The sequence below is a fragment of the Enterobacter chengduensis genome (assembly GCF_001984825.2).
Lineage (GTDB): Bacteria > Pseudomonadota > Gammaproteobacteria > Enterobacterales > Enterobacteriaceae > Enterobacter > Enterobacter chengduensis.
Genome location: NZ_CP043318.1, coordinates 4,572,740 through 4,586,802, shown reverse-complemented (window position 1 = coordinate 4,586,802; position 14,063 = coordinate 4,572,740). Strand labels below are relative to the sequence as shown.

The following is a 14,063-nucleotide window of genomic DNA, read 5'->3' as shown; positions in this document are numbered from 1 at the left end:
CTTTATTTATCAGTAGAAATCATAGCGGGCTGTGGGACGGGCTGACCGAAACGGTTCCCCACCACAAACGCCAGTAAACTTAACAGCAACGATGGGACAATCGGATGGAAGCCCAGGTACTGAATCTTAAACGTCGCGAGAACGGCATACAGCACGCCGCCGACAATCAAGCCGCTCAGCGCGCCCGCAGCGTTCGCACGCTCCCAGTAGAGCCCTAACACCAGCGGCCACAGAAATACCGCTTCAAGCCCACCAAACGCGAGCAGGTTGAGCCAGATGATCATCTCCGGCGGCCGCCATGCGGCTAGCAGCAGCAGGGCCCCTAATACCAGCGTAATGACGGCCGACATACGCTTCAGGCGTCGTTCATTCTCTACCTGCTCAGGGCGCAGATTGAGATAGAGATCTTTAATGATAGTCGCGGAGCTTTGCAGAAGCTGGGCATTAATGGTGGACATAATAGCGGCCATTGGCGCCGCGAGGAAAATCCCGGCGGCAAATGGTGGAAGCACCTTGACCATCAGCGTCGGGATCACCAGATCCGGCACGGTAAGATCAGGGATAACCGCTCGTCCTAATGCACCCGCCAGATGCATACCAAACATCAGGACCGCGACGACGATGGTCCCGATGATGATGCCTTTATGAACAGCTTTGCTGTCTTTATAGGATATGCAGCGCACGGCGGTATGGGGCAGACCAATGACCCCGAAGCAGACCAGCACCCAGAACGACGTCATAAATGTCGGCGAAAGAATATCGTCTGCACCCTCCGGCGAGACCAGTTTCGGATCAATCGCTTCAAGGGTTTCCACCGCATGAGTGAGTCCACCCGCCGCATGAACGATACCCACCAGCAGGACGATGGTGCCGATGAGCATAACCAATCCCTGCAGGGTATCGTTCAGCACGCTGGCGCGGAATCCGCCAAACGCAGTATACAGCGCAATGCTGACGCCGAAGATGATCAGGCCTGTCTCGTAGGGGATACCGGCCGCCGTTTCCAGCAGGCGTGCGCCACCAATAAACTGCACCGTCATTGCGCCAATAAAGGCCACCAGCAGGCTCAGGCTTGCCAGCCACACCAGTAAACGGCTCTGATAGCGGGCAAACAGCATATCGTTGAGCGTCACGGCATTATAACGGCGTGCAAGAATGGCGAACTTTTTACCCAGTATACCCAGCGAGAGCCAGACGGCAGGCAGCTGGATCATGGCCAGCAGCACCCAGCCTAACCCGTACTTATAGGCGGCGCCGGGTCCTCCGATAAATGAACTGGCGCTGATGTAGGTGGCAGTCAGCGTCATGGCCAGCACGACGCCGCCCATCGAACGGCTACCAAGGAAATACTCGTTCAGGAAGGTGCCGGTCGTCCGTTTACGCATGGCATAAACGGACAGCCCAAACACGACCAGCAGGTATGCGACAAGCGGCAGAATGACTTCAAGCTGCATCATCGTCCTCCAGCGGAATATCGCGATAAATAAATTTCACCATTGCCCAGCACAGCAGAATGAAGACCAGCGGTACCAACAGACACGCCATTTCAAACCAGTGCGGCAGGCCGGTGATGCCGATAGCGGAGTCTGGTAAGTAAGCAGTTACTAACCATGCAGCAAGATAGAGAAGGGTCAGCCACAGCGCCCAGCGCGCTTCTTTATGGGCCTGAACAAAACGTTTGTCCATTTTTTGTCCCTTGTGGATGAAGAAAGCGGGGATTGTACATGATGAGGCTTTCCTGGCCCCAGAAATAAAAAAGGCCGGATAATCCGGCCTTTTCGCACGCGAGCAGTTTTACTTTTCGGTAAGACCGAGTTTCTTCTCGAGATAGTGGATATTGGTTCCACCATTCTGGAAGTGCTCGTCGCTCATGATACGCATCTGCAGATCAACGTTGGTTTTGATACCGTCGATGATCAGCTCCTGCAGGGCATTCTTCATGCGGGCAATCGCCACGTCACGGTTTTCGCCGTAGCAGATGAGCTTGCCGATCATTGAGTCATAGTACGGCGGTACGGTGTAACCGGCGTAGATATGAGACTCCCAGCGCACGCCAAAGCCACCCGGCGCGTGGAAACGCGTGATTTTACCCGGGCTCGGCAGGAAGGTGTTCGGGTCTTCGGCGTTAATACGGCACTCGACCGCATGGCCTTTCACCACAACTTCTTCCTGCTTGATGGACAGCGGCTGGCCCGCTGCAATACGCAGCTGCTCTTTGATCAGGTCAACGCCGGTGATCATTTCGGTAACCGGGTGTTCAACCTGAATACGGGTGTTCATCTCGATGAAGTAAAACTCGCCGTTTTCGAACAGGAACTCGAACGTACCCGCACCGCGATAGCCGATATCAACGCACGCTTTGGAGCAACGCTCGCCGATGTAGCGACGCAGTTCCGGGGTAATGCCCGGTGCTGGCGCTTCTTCGACCACTTTCTGGTGACGACGCTGCATGGAGCAGTCACGTTCTGCCAGATAGATAGCGTTACCCTGGCCGTCTGCCAGCACCTGAATTTCGATGTGGCGTGGGTTTTCCAGGTATTTTTCCATGTACACCATGTCATTGCTGAACGCGGCTTTCGCTTCAGCTTTGGTCATGGAGATGGACTGCGCCAGTTCAGCATCGCTGCGCACAACGCGCATACCGCGACCGCCGCCGCCGCCGGACGCCTTGATGATCACCGGGTAGCCAATGCGTTTAGCATGAGCACGGTTAGCATCCATGTCGTCGGTCAGAGGGCCGTCAGAGCCTGGTACGGTTGGTACACCGGCTTTTTTCATTGCCGTGATTGCAGACACTTTGTCGCCCATCAGGCGAATGGTGTCGGCTTTCGGGCCGATGAAGATAAAGCCAGAGCGTTCAACCTGCTCAGCAAAGTTGGCGTTCTCAGAGAGGAAACCATAACCCGGATGAATTGCCACCGCGCCGGTGATTTCAGCGGCGCTGATGATAGCCGGGATGTTCAGATAGCTTTTTACGGACGGAGCCGGGCCAATACAGACCGTCTCATCCGCCAGCAATACGTGTTTTAAATCGCGATCCGCGCTTGAGTGCACAGCCACGGTCTTGATGCCCAGTTCTTTACAGGCACGAAGAATACGCAGTGCGATCTCGCCGCGGTTGGCGATAACAATTTTATCCAGCATGTTCGCCTCGTTACTCGATGACGACCAGCGGCTCGTCAAATTCAACCGGCTGACCACTTTCGACCAGAATCGCTTTCACAGTACCTGATTTGTCTGCTTCGATCTGGTTCATCATTTTCATCGCTTCAACGATGCACAGGGTATCGCCTACGTTGACTTTCTGACCCACTTCGATGAACGCCTTCGCGTCCGGGCTCGGGGTGCGGTAGAAAGTACCAACCATTGGGGAACGTACGATGTGACCACTGATTTCTGCTGCAGCGGCAGGTGCGGCTTCTGCTGCTGGCGCAACGGCTGCGGAGAGCGCAGGCTGCTGCACTGGCGCAGCATAAGCTTGCTGCATTACCGGGAAGCTAGCGGCTGGGGCTGCACGGCTGATGCGTACAGACTCTTCGCCTTCAGAAATTTCCAGTTCGGAGATGCCTGATTCTTCAACCAGCTCGATCAGTTTTTTAATCTTACGAATATCCATGAGTGGGTTCCGTACTCTTGTTTAGTGTGATTGTGACAAGCGTTTTACCGCTGTCTGTAAAGCGTATGAATAGCCGTCAGCGCCAAGTCCACAGATAACGCCGGCAGCGATATCCGACAGATATGAATGGTGGCGGAACGGCTCTCGGGCGTGCACGTTACTCAGGTGGATCTCGATAAACGGGATACTCACCGCGAGCAGTGCGTCGCGGATAGCAACACTGGTGTGCGTAAACGCGGCCGGATTGATCAGGATATAGTCCACAGTGTCTTTAGCCTGATGAATACGGTCGATGAGTGCGTACTCCGCGTTCGACTGAAAATGATCCAAATCCACATTCAGCGACGCTGCTTCCGTTCCCAGACGGTTAACAATTTCACTCAATGTTAGCGTGCCGTACTTCTCTGGCTCACGGGTGCCGAGCATGTTCAGGTTCGGTCCGTTCAAAACTAAGATATGGAACTTATCAGTCATTATGCCGCTATCTCCTGCGATTTTCGGGTAAAAAACAAAATATACCTTCGAAACGCAAATGTCACCTTTTCAGAGGCTTAAAACCGCTGTAAGGCGAACCAAGGTCGCACATTATAACGATTTCGTAGCATTTAGCAGCTAAATACTGGTCTTATCAGGGAAGATTATCAACCGCTATCCGAAAAAGATTTGCGGTTGAGGGGTAATCTGCGGGAAAACGCACAGTTTCGCGAACTATCGTAACCACTGGCGGAACTTCTTGTAACGCCATGCTAAAAGCGCCACGGCGGCCAGTGCGTACAGGATCGGCTGCGGGGAGAGGATCTTCACCGACCACAGGTAATGAATGGGCGCGAGGATCGCAACAAGATAGACGAAGTTGTGCAGCAGCTGCCAGCGCCTGCCCAGCTTTCGCTGCGCATACTGCGTAGAGGTCAGCGCCAGCGCCAGTAAAACCACCCAGCTCACGATACCCAGCGTCAGATAAGGGCGCGTCACCAGTTCGTGACCAAGCAGTGCCAGATTGTTAATTCCCAGTTCCAGCAGGGCATAGCTCGTGAGGTGCAGCGTCGCCCAGGCAAAACACCATAGCCCTAACAGCCGACGGGTGCGTATCAATAATGGCTGTTTAGCGTAGCGCGCCAGCGGCGAGACGAGCAAGGTGGCCAGTAAGAATTTCAGAGCCATCCGACCGGTAAAATGCTGGATATCCTTTGCCGGATCGGCGCTAAAGAGCCCCTGGCTGGCGGCCCAGAACAGCCATATAAAAGGAAGTAACCCGGCCAGGTGCAGCAGCACTTTCAGCCAGGTGATTTGTTTTGCCGTTAAACGCACTCAGAAGTTCTCCCGTAAATTGAGGCCACGGTACAGCGAGGCCACTTCATCCGCATAGCCGTTAAACAGCAGCGTCGGCTGGCGCTTAACGTCCAGCGCACCGCCGGAACCGATAAACCGCTCGGTCGCCTGCGACCAGCGCGGGTGATCCACGTGCGGGTTCACGTTGGCGAAGAAACCGTATTCGTCGGGAGCCGCCAGATTCCAGGTGGTTGGCGGGCGCTCGCGGGTGAGCTTAATGCTGACGATAGACTTAATCCCCTTGAAACCGTACTTCCACGGCACGGTTAAACGAATGGGGGCACCGTTCTGCGGCGGAAGCGCCTTGCCGTACACGCCGACGGCCAGCAGGGTAAGCGGGTGCATCGCCTCATCGAGGCGTAACCCTTCCACGTAGGGATATTCAAGCCCGCCGCCGATAAACCGGTCTTTTTGCCCGGGCATCTCGTCCGGCGCATAGCGCGTCTGGAAGGCGACATATTTTGCGTTGCTGGTGGGCTCAACCATCGCCAGCAGCTTATGCAGCGGGAAGCCTACCCAGGGCACCACCATCGACCAGGCTTCCACACAGCGCATGCGATAGATACGCTCTTCGAGCGGGAAGCGGGTGGTGAGGTCATGATGATCCAGCGTCAGGGGTTTCGCCACTTCGCCATCAATCTTCAGCGTCCACGGATCGGTTTTGAGACTACCGGCGTTGGCGGCAGGGTCGGCCTTATCCAGACCAAATTCGTAGAAGTTATTGTAGCCAGTGACTTTATCTTCCGGCGTCAGCGTCAGTTTGTTTTGCCATTCGGCCGGTTTTGTAAAGGTGAGCGGGGCGCCGGACGGAGCCTTCGGCCGATCGTTGCCTTTAAACCAGTCGAGCAGGTCGGCGTGTGCCGCAGGCGAGAGCGATAGCGCGGTGGCGCTGATGCCAAGCATTTTAAGGATCTGGCGGCGCTGTAACATAAAGACAGACTCAGACGTTACGTCGGCTTCCGTCAGCTTTCGGTTTTTCATGGCATCCTCCGTCATGCGTTTTCCTAAGCATGACGGAGGAGAGGGATTCGCGCGAATATGTCACGAAAATTTGAAGATTAGGCGATTTTCACCAGCGCGCGACCGTGGAACTGGTTGTCCATGATCTTACTGGCATAGTCCGGCGCCTGGCTGAGGGTTATCTCCGTGGCGCTCTGGGTGTAGAACGATTCTGGCAGGTCGCGTACCAGACGTTCCCATGCCGCCGTACGACGGGCCGCAGGGGTCATCACGGAATCCACGCCCTGCAGGCGGACGTTACGTAGAATAAAAGGCATCACGGTGGTTGGCAGGGCAAATCCGCCCGCCAGCCCGCAGGCTGCCACGCAGCCGCCGTAATTCATCTGCGCCAGCACTTTCGCCAGCACCTTGTCTCCGACGGTATCCACCGCCCCGGCCCAGAGCTGTTTTTCCAGCGGACGGGTTTCCGCGAATTCGTCGCGGCCAAGAATGCGGCTAGCGCCGAGCTGGCGCAGGTAATCGTGGGTGCTTTCACGACCGGTCACCGCCGCGACCTGGTAGCCCAGCTTGTGCAGCAGCGTCACTGCCGTGCTGCCCACGCCGCCGCTGGCGCCGGTGACGACAATTTCCCCCGACTCAGGGCGGATGCCCGCGTCTTCCAGCGCCATCACGCACAGCATGGCGGTAAAGCCTGCCGTGCCGACGATCATCGCCTTGCGGCCATCCATGCCTTTCGGCATTGGCACCAGCCAGTCGCCCTTCACGCGCGCCTGCGTGGCCAGCCCGCCCCAGTGATTTTCACCCACGCCCCAGCCGGTGAGCAGCACCTGCTGGCCCGGATGGAAGCGCGGATCCTCGCTGGTATGAACCCGGCCCGCAAAGTCAATTCCCGGCACCATAGGGAAATTTCGGATGATTTTACCCTTACCGGTAATCGCCAGCGCATCTTTATAATTTAAACTGGACCAGTCGATGTCGACGGTGACGTCGCCTTCCGGCAGGCGATGCTCTTCTACCGCCTGTACCGAGGCAAGCGTTCTGCCGTCCTGCTGTTCTAAGATCAAAGCCTGCATACGGGGTCCTCTCGACTCAGATGATTGGAAAATAATTTCTGAAGACTATACTCGCTCAGGGAAACGCAGTGCCGATTTAACGCAATAAATTGCCAGATACGCCCGATTTGGTAGTATGCCGCATTTGAAATGCAAGTTAGCGCTTACTCGCTACCCCATCAACCCACGGAGTAATCTCAAGGATGCGATTAACGACGAAGTTCTCAGCTTTTATCACCTTGCTGACGGGGTTGACCATTTTTGTCACCCTTCTGGGCTGTTCGCTAAGCTTTTACAACGCCATCCAGGACAAGCTGGTCAATCGGGTGCAGTCCGTTGCGTCGGTGATTGATACGCGTCTGCTGACAACGCCGCTACCGGCGCTCTCCCGCGAGCTTGATGAGCTGATGGTACCTGTTGATATTGTTCAGATCGACATCCAGCAGGGAGCGCATCGTGTGTTAAGCCACGCGCGGCCCGAAAGTTACCGCCCCGCGGGTGTGGTGAGTCAGTATCGGGAGGTGACGGTGCACTCCCTTAAAAATCCGGGGATGACGATACACATGGTCTACCTCGATCCGATGGCCAGCTATTTTCGTTCCATGATGACCACCGCGCCGCTCACCGTTGCCGTTGCGTTTATCGTCCTGCTGATCTTTCTCGCGGTCCGCTGGCTGCGCCGCCAGCTCTCCGGCCAGGAACTCCTGGAGATGCGCTCCGTAAGGATCCTTAACGGCGAACGTGGCCCGCAGGTGCGTGGCTCTGTTCACGAGTGGCCGGCACGCGCCAGCAGCGCGCTCGATACACTGCTCTCCGAAATCCAGTTTGCCAGCGACCAGCGCAGCCGAATGGATTCGCTGATCCGCTCTTATGCGGCGCAGGATAATAAAACCGGCCTTAACAACCGCCTTTTCTTTGATAATCAGCTCGCCACGCTGCTCGACGATTCAGAAAAAGTGGGGACGCACGGGGTGGTGATGATGATTCGCCTGCCCGATTTCGATCTCCTGCGCGACACCTGGGGACAGCGGGTCGCGGAAGAAAATCTCTTTACGCTGATCAACCTGCTCTCCACCTTTATTATGCGCTACCCGGGCGCGCTGCTGGCCCGCTATCACCGCAGCGACTTTGCCGTGTTGTTGCCGCATCGCACGCTGAAGGAGTCGGAAAGCATCGCCAGCCAGCTGCTGAAGGCGGTGGATGCCCTGCCGCAGAGCAAAATGCTCGACAGGGACGATATGGTCCACATGGGGATCTGCGCCTGGCGCGGCGGGCAATCGACAGAACAAGTGATGGAACATGCGGAAGCCGCTACCCGCAACGCCGTGTTGCAGGGGGCGAACGGATGGGCGGTGTATGATGACTCGCTGCCGGAAAAAGGGCGCGGCAACGTGCGCTGGCGTACGTTGATTGAGCAAATGCTTAGCCGCGGCGGGCCACGTATCTATCAAAAACCCGCGGTCATGAAAAATGGGAACGTTCATCACCGTGAATTAATGTGTCGTATTTTTGACGGTACGGAAGAGGTTATCTCGGCGGAATATCTGCCGATGGTGCTGCAATTTGGTCTGTCCGAAGAGTATGACCGCCAGCAAATTACCCGGCTGATGCCGTTTTTATCCTTCTGGCCGGAAGAGAACCTGGCGTTACAGGTCACCGTGGAGTCGTTAATACGTCCACGTTTTCAGCGCTGGCTACGTGATACATTAATGCAATGCGAAAAATCGCAACGCAAACACATTATTTTTGAACTTGCTGAGGCCGATGTAGGTCAACACATCAGCCGGTTACGTCCGGTGGTCCGTTTGATCAATGCGCTGGGCGCGCGTGTCGCCGTGACGCAGGCAGGTTTAACGCTGGTCAGTACCAACTGGATCAAGGAGCTGGATGTGGAGCTATTAAAGCTCCATCCAGGGCTGGTAAGGAATATTGAGAAGCGTACGGAAAACCAGCTGCTGGTTCAGAGTCTGGTCGAAGCCTGCAAGGGAACGCGAACGCAGGTCTTTGCCGCGGGCGTACGCTCCAGAGCCGAATGGCAGATGTTAACAGAGCGCGGCGTCATGGGTGGTCAGGGGGATTTTTTTGCTGCCTCTCAGCCGCTTGACACCAACGTGAAAAAATATTTGCAAAGATACTCTGTTTGACCTGCCGTTTATGTTGTTTTCACGTAGAATATCGCGCCTGTAGCTTTGAGTATGTCGAGCAAAAAAGCCAGTGAACGACCTTTAACGCGTTACAAAGGTCAGTAAGGAATGCTGCTGTTGACTCAGCCCTGAGGGAGTCAGGGATCAATTTTGTAACATCAGGAAACGTACTGCACAAATTTTCACCGTTGCAGATGATTTTTGCGCCTTGTCGCTGCTGCGTGTGGTTGGTAAAGTAAGCGGATTTTGTTTTCCGCCCCAGCTTTCAGGATTATCCCTTAGTATGTTGAAAAAATTTCGTGGCATGTTTTCCAATGACCTGTCCATTGACCTGGGTACCGCGAATACCCTTATTTATGTAAAAGGACAAGGCATCGTATTGAATGAGCCTTCTGTTGTGGCCATTCGTCAGGATCGTGCAGGCTCGCCGAAAAGCGTCGCTGCAGTGGGTCATGACGCGAAGCAGATGCTGGGTCGTACCCCTGGCAACATCGCCGCTATTCGCCCAATGAAAGACGGCGTTATCGCCGACTTCTTCGTGACTGAAAAAATGCTTCAGCACTTCATCAAGCAGGTTCACAGCAACAGCTTCATGCGCCCAAGCCCGCGTGTTCTGGTGTGCGTGCCGGTTGGCGCAACCCAGGTAGAACGTCGCGCAATTCGTGAATCTGCCCAGGGTGCAGGTGCACGTGAAGTGTTCCTGATTGAAGAGCCAATGGCTGCGGCCATCGGTGCGGGTCTGCCTGTTTCCGAAGCGACCGGTTCTATGGTGGTGGACATCGGTGGTGGTACCACTGAAGTGGCCGTTATCTCTCTGAACGGCGTGGTGTACTCCTCTTCCGTACGTATCGGTGGTGACCGCTTCGACGAAGCCATCATTAATTATGTGCGCCGTAACTACGGCTCTCTGATCGGTGAAGCCACCGCAGAGCGCATCAAACACGAAATCGGCTCTGCTTATCCGGGCGATGAAGTGCGTGAGATCGAAGTGCGTGGCCGTAACCTGGCTGAAGGTGTGCCACGCGGTTTCACCCTGAACTCCAACGAAATTCTGGAAGCGCTGCAGGAACCGCTGACGGGCATCGTGAGCGCGGTAATGGTTGCGCTGGAGCAGTGTCCGCCAGAGCTGGCGTCCGATATCTCCGAGCGCGGTATGGTTCTGACCGGTGGTGGTGCGCTGCTGCGTAACCTCGACCGCCTGTTAATGGAAGAGACAGGTATTCCTGTCGTAGTTGCAGAAGATCCACTGACTTGCGTCGCCCGTGGTGGTGGCAAGGCGCTGGAAATGATCGACATGCACGGCGGCGATTTGTTCAGCGAAGAGTAGTCGAGTTTGAGAGGGTAGCAATTTGCTACCCTTTCTCTCTGACGCGAGAATACGCATAGCCTATGAAGCCAATTTTTAGCCGTGGCCCATCGCTACAGTTTCGCCTCATTCTGGCGGTTCTGGTTGCGCTTGGGGTCATTATTGCCGATAGCCGCCTCGGTACGTTCAGCCAGATCAGAACGTACATGGATACCGCCGTCAGTCCTTTCTACTTTGTTTCAAATGGTCCCCGCGAACTGCTCGACTCCGTTTCTCAAACGCTGTCTTCGCGCGACCAACTCGAACTCGAAAACCGGGCATTACGTCAGGAACTGTTGCTGAAAAACAGCGAACTGCTGATGCTGGGGCAATACAAGCAGGAAAACGCGCGTCTGCGTGAACTGCTGGGCTCGCCGCTGCGTCAGGATGAGCAGAAAATGGTCACCCAGGTGATCTCCACCGTGAACGACCCCTACAGCGATCAGGTTGTGATCGACAAAGGGAGCGTGAACGGCGTTTATGAAGGCCAGCCTGTTATCAGTGATAAAGGCGTTGTGGGCCAGGTTGTTGCCGTGGCCAAACTGACCAGCCGCGTGCTGCTGATTTGCGATGCCACGCATGCGCTGCCGATCCAGGTTCTGCGCAACGACATTCGCGTGATTGCCGCCGGGAACGGCTGTACGGACGACCTGCAGCTGGAACACCTGCCGGCCAACACGGATATCCGCGTGGGCGACGTGCTGGTGACCTCCGGTCTGGGTGGCCGCTTCCCTGAAGGCTATCCGGTTGCGGTGGTCTCTTCGGTGAAGCTGGATACGCAGCGTGCCTATACCGTAATTCAGGCGCGTCCAACCGCCGGTTTACAGCGTCTGCGCTATCTGCTGCTGCTGTGGGGTGCCGATCGTAACGGTGCTAACCCGATGACGCCTGAAGAGGTCCATCGTGTGGCCAACGAGCGCCTGATGCAGATGATGCCGCAGGTTCTCCCGCCTGCAGATTCCATGGGGCCACCTGCGCCAGTCCCGGCGCCGGCTACGGGGTTAACGCAGCCGCTGCCGGATGCGCCGCCACCGCCTAAAGTCTCTTCGGGAGGGCAGTAGTGGCAAGCTATCGTAGCCAGGGACGCTGGGTCATCTGGCTCTCGTTCCTCATCGCGCTGTTACTGCAAGTGATGCCCTGGCCGGATGACATTCTCGTTTTCCGGCCAAACTGGGTCTTGCTCATTTTACTGTACTGGATCCTTGCCCTGCCGCATCGCGTAAATGTCGGCACAGGTTTTGTGATGGGTGCCATACTGGATCTCATTAGTGGCTCAACGCTTGGCGTGCGCGCCTTGTCCATGAGTATTATTGCGTACCTCGTCGCACTCAAATTCCAGCTCTTCCGTAACCTTGCGCTCTGGCAACAGGCCCTGGTGGTGATGCTGTTGTCGCTCGCTGCGGATATCGTTGTTTTCTGGGCAGAGTTTTTAGTGATCAACGTCTCTTTCCGACCGGAAGTGTTCTGGAGTAGTGTAGTAAACGGTGTGCTCTGGCCATGGCTGTTCCTGCTGATGCGTAAGGTTCGCCAGCAGTTTGCTGTGCAATAAAAGGTTTCTATGACGTCTTTGTATCTCGCTTCCGGCTCCCCGCGCCGCCAGGAACTCCTGACGCAGCTCGGGGTCTCTTTTGAACGCATCGTGACCGGCATTGAAGAAAAACGTGCTGAGGGTGAAAGTGCTCAACAGTACGTGTCTCGACTGGCGCGCGAAAAAGCGCAGGCTGGCGTAGCGTTAGTGCCTCGCGATCTTCCCGTGCTGGGAGCAGATACCATCGTTATTCTTAACGGTGAAGTGCTGGAGAAACCGCGCGACGCCGATCATGCGGCGCGCATGCTGCGCAAAATGTCCGGACAAACGCATCAGGTGATGACCGCCGTCGCGCTGGCTGACAGCCAGCACGTGCTGGACTGCCTGGTGGTGACAGAAGTGACGTTCAGAGTACTTACCGACGACGATATCGCCGCGTATATTGCCAGCGGTGAACCGATGGATAAAGCAGGTGCATACGGTATTCAGGGGCTGGGTGGCTGTTTTGTCAGGAAGATTCATGGCAGCTATCACGCCGTAGTCGGCTTACCGCTGGTGGAAACGTATGAGTTGCTGAGCAATTTTAACTCACTGCGTGAGGGAAGGGATAATTATGACGGCTGAATTGTTGGTAAACGTAACGCCATCGGAAACCCGTGTGGCCTATATTGATGGTGGCATTCTTCAGGAAATTCATATTGAGCGTGAAGCGCGGCGCGGAATAGTAGGCAATATCTACAAAGGTCGTGTCAGTCGTGTACTGCCGGGTATGCAGGCGGCTTTTGTAGATATTGGACTCGATAAGGCGGCGTTTTTACACGCCTCCGATATCATGCCGCACACCGAGTGCGTCGCGGGCGAAGAGCAAAAGCAGTTTGCCGTGCGCGACATTTCCGAGCTGGTGCGTCAGGGACAGGATCTGATGGTGCAGGTGGTGAAAGATCCCCTTGGCACCAAAGGTGCCCGTCTGACCACCGACATTACCTTACCATCCCGCTATCTGGTCTTCATGCCCGGCGCGTCGCACGTCGGCGTCTCACAGCGTATTGAGAGCGAAAGCGAGCGCGAGCGTCTGAAGGCAGTGGTCAGCGCCTACTGCGACGAACAGGGCGGGTTTATCATCCGCACCGCGGCGGAAGGGATTAGCGAAGAAGATCTGGCCTCGGATGCGGCTTACCTGAAGCGCGTCTGGACCAAAGTGATGGAGCGTAAAAAACGCAACCAGACCCGCTACCAGCTCTACGGTGAGCTGGCGCTGGCGCAGCGCGTGCTGCGCGACTTTGCCGATGCGCAGCTCGACCGCATTCGCGTGGACTCTCGCCTGACGTATGAGGCCCTGCTGGAGTTTACCGCTGAATACATTCCGGAAATGCCGGGCCTGCTGGAGCATTACACCGGGCGCCAGCCGATCTTCGATCTCTATGATGTCGAAAATGAGATCCAGCGCGCGCTGGAGCGTAAGGTCGAGCTGAAGTCAGGCGGCTATCTGATCATCGATCAGACCGAAGCGATGACCACCGTCGATATCAACACCGGCGCGTTTGTCGGCCATCGCAACCTGGATGACACCATCTTCAACACCAACATCGAGGCCACGCAGGCGATCGCGCGCCAGCTGCGTCTGCGCAATCTGGGCGGCATTATCATCATCGACTTCATCGATATGAGTAATGAAGACCACCGCCGCCGGGTGCTGCATTCGCTGGAGCAGGCGCTGAGTAAAGACCGCGTGAAAACCAGCATCAACGGCTTCTCACAGCTGGGGCTGGTGGAAATGACGCGTAAGCGTACCCGTGAAAGCGTTGAGCATGTGCTGTGTAATGAATGCCCGACCTGCCATGGACGCGGAACGGTAAAGACGGTTGAGACCGTCTGCTACGAAATTATGCGAGAAATCGTCCGTGTTCATCACGCCTACGACTCCGATCGTTTTCTGGTCTATGCTTCCCCTGCGGTGGCTGAAGCGCTGAAAGGCGAAGAGTCACACGCGCTGGCGGAAGTGGAAATCTTTGTCGGCAAACAGGTAAAAGTACAGATTGAACCGCTCTATAACCAGGAGCAGTTTGACGTCGTAATGATGTAAAACGCA

At 55.9% G+C, this 14,063-nt stretch carries 14 protein-coding genes; 6 read left to right on the top strand and 8 right to left on the bottom strand.

All coding sequences use genetic code 11. From position 1 onward, the window contains the following. Positions 1-2: 2 nt before the first annotated feature. The 8 genes from panF to acuI form a co-directional block, all read right to left on the bottom strand. Positions 3-1,454 carry a sodium/pantothenate symporter gene (gene panF, locus FY206_RS22180; RefSeq protein ID WP_032642456.1) on the bottom strand — a complete coding sequence of 484 codons (1,452 nt, stop codon included), beginning with the start codon at positions 1,452-1,454 and terminating at the stop codon, positions 3-5. Then, positions 1,444-1,686 carry a YhdT family protein gene (locus FY206_RS22175; protein WP_006178860.1) on the bottom strand — a complete coding sequence of 81 codons (243 nt, stop codon included), beginning with the start codon at positions 1,684-1,686 and terminating at the stop codon, positions 1,444-1,446. Before FY206_RS22175 ends, panF begins: the two co-directional genes overlap by 11 nt. A gap of 108 nt (positions 1,687-1,794) precedes the next feature. After that, positions 1,795-3,144: an acetyl-CoA carboxylase biotin carboxylase subunit gene (accC, locus tag FY206_RS22170; RefSeq protein WP_032642455.1), complete on the bottom strand. Its 1,350-nt coding sequence runs from the start codon at positions 3,142-3,144 to the stop codon at positions 1,795-1,797. A gap of 10 nt (positions 3,145-3,154) precedes the next feature. Then, positions 3,155-3,616: an acetyl-CoA carboxylase biotin carboxyl carrier protein gene (gene accB / locus FY206_RS22165; RefSeq protein WP_010436174.1), complete on the bottom strand. Its 462-nt coding sequence runs from the start codon at positions 3,614-3,616 to the stop codon at positions 3,155-3,157. A 21-nt stretch (positions 3,617-3,637) separates the two neighbouring features. Then, positions 3,638-4,090, bottom strand: a complete 453-nt coding sequence (gene aroQ, locus FY206_RS22160) for a type II 3-dehydroquinate dehydratase (protein WP_032642454.1) — start codon at positions 4,088-4,090, stop codon at positions 3,638-3,640. Between the two features lie 234 nt (positions 4,091-4,324). After that, positions 4,325-4,924, bottom strand: a complete 600-nt coding sequence (msrQ, locus tag FY206_RS22155) for a protein-methionine-sulfoxide reductase heme-binding subunit MsrQ (RefSeq protein WP_032642452.1) — start codon at positions 4,922-4,924, stop codon at positions 4,325-4,327. Next, positions 4,925-5,926: a protein-methionine-sulfoxide reductase catalytic subunit MsrP gene (gene msrP, locus FY206_RS22150; protein WP_032642450.1), complete on the bottom strand. Its 1,002-nt coding sequence runs from the start codon at positions 5,924-5,926 to the stop codon at positions 4,925-4,927. Between the two features lie 77 nt (positions 5,927-6,003). Further along, positions 6,004-6,978, bottom strand: a complete 975-nt coding sequence (gene acuI, locus FY206_RS22145) for an acrylyl-CoA reductase (NADPH) (protein WP_032642448.1) — start codon at positions 6,976-6,978, stop codon at positions 6,004-6,006. Positions 6,979-7,160: 182 nt separating this feature from the next. Here acuI and csrD point away from each other — a divergent pair, with 182 nt between their 5' ends. From csrD to rng, 6 genes are all read left to right on the top strand, one after another. Further along, positions 7,161-9,101, top strand: a complete 1,941-nt coding sequence (csrD, locus tag FY206_RS22140; protein ID WP_032642446.1) for an RNase E specificity factor CsrD — start codon at positions 7,161-7,163, stop codon at positions 9,099-9,101. 283 nt (positions 9,102-9,384) lie between these two features. Next, complete coding sequence (mreB, locus tag FY206_RS22135) at positions 9,385-10,428, top strand: rod shape-determining protein MreB (RefSeq protein WP_000913396.1); 1,044 nt, start codon at positions 9,385-9,387, stop codon at positions 10,426-10,428. Between the two features lie 62 nt (positions 10,429-10,490). Further along, complete coding sequence (mreC, locus tag FY206_RS22130; RefSeq protein WP_032642443.1) at positions 10,491-11,507, top strand: rod shape-determining protein MreC; 1,017 nt, start codon at positions 10,491-10,493, stop codon at positions 11,505-11,507. Beyond that, positions 11,507-11,995: a rod shape-determining protein MreD gene (mreD, locus tag FY206_RS22125; RefSeq protein WP_023309399.1), complete on the top strand. Its 489-nt coding sequence runs from the start codon at positions 11,507-11,509 to the stop codon at positions 11,993-11,995. The genes mreC and mreD overlap by 1 nt, the downstream gene beginning before the upstream one ends. Positions 11,996-12,004: 9 nt before the next feature. Continuing rightward, the gene (locus FY206_RS22120) at positions 12,005-12,598 is read left to right on the top strand and encodes a Maf family protein (protein WP_032642441.1); all 594 of its coding nucleotides are present in this window, start codon (positions 12,005-12,007) and stop codon (positions 12,596-12,598) included. After that, complete coding sequence (rng, locus tag FY206_RS22115) at positions 12,588-14,057, top strand: ribonuclease G (RefSeq protein WP_032642439.1); 1,470 nt, start codon at positions 12,588-12,590, stop codon at positions 14,055-14,057. The genes FY206_RS22120 and rng overlap by 11 nt, the downstream gene beginning before the upstream one ends. Positions 14,058-14,063: the final 6 nt, after the last annotated feature.

Coding starts and splice junctions, on each gene's coding strand:
- panF (WP_032642456.1), bottom strand. CDS start 1,454: ATGCAGCTTGAAGTCATTCTGCCGCTTGTCGCATACCTGCTGGTCGTG.
- FY206_RS22175 (WP_006178860.1), bottom strand. CDS start 1,686: ATGGACAAACGTTTTGTTCAGGCCCATAAAGAAGCGCGCTGGGCGCTG.
- accC (WP_032642455.1), bottom strand. CDS start 3,144: ATGCTGGATAAAATTGTTATCGCCAACCGCGGCGAGATCGCACTGCGT.
- accB (WP_010436174.1), bottom strand. CDS start 3,616: ATGGATATTCGTAAGATTAAAAAACTGATCGAGCTGGTTGAAGAATCA.
- aroQ (WP_032642454.1), bottom strand. CDS start 4,090: ATGACTGATAAGTTCCATATCTTAGTTTTGAACGGACCGAACCTGAAC.
- msrP (WP_032642450.1), bottom strand. CDS start 5,926: ATGAAAAACCGAAAGCTGACGGAAGCCGACGTAACGTCTGAGTCTGTC.
- acuI (WP_032642448.1), bottom strand. CDS start 6,978: ATGCAGGCTTTGATCTTAGAACAGCAGGACGGCAGAACGCTTGCCTCG.
- csrD (WP_032642446.1), top strand. CDS start 7,161: ATGCGATTAACGACGAAGTTCTCAGCTTTTATCACCTTGCTGACGGGG.
- mreB (WP_000913396.1), top strand. CDS start 9,385: ATGTTGAAAAAATTTCGTGGCATGTTTTCCAATGACCTGTCCATTGAC.
- mreC (WP_032642443.1), top strand. CDS start 10,491: ATGAAGCCAATTTTTAGCCGTGGCCCATCGCTACAGTTTCGCCTCATT.
- FY206_RS22120 (WP_032642441.1), top strand. CDS start 12,005: ATGACGTCTTTGTATCTCGCTTCCGGCTCCCCGCGCCGCCAGGAACTC.
- rng (WP_032642439.1), top strand. CDS start 12,588: ATGACGGCTGAATTGTTGGTAAACGTAACGCCATCGGAAACCCGTGTG.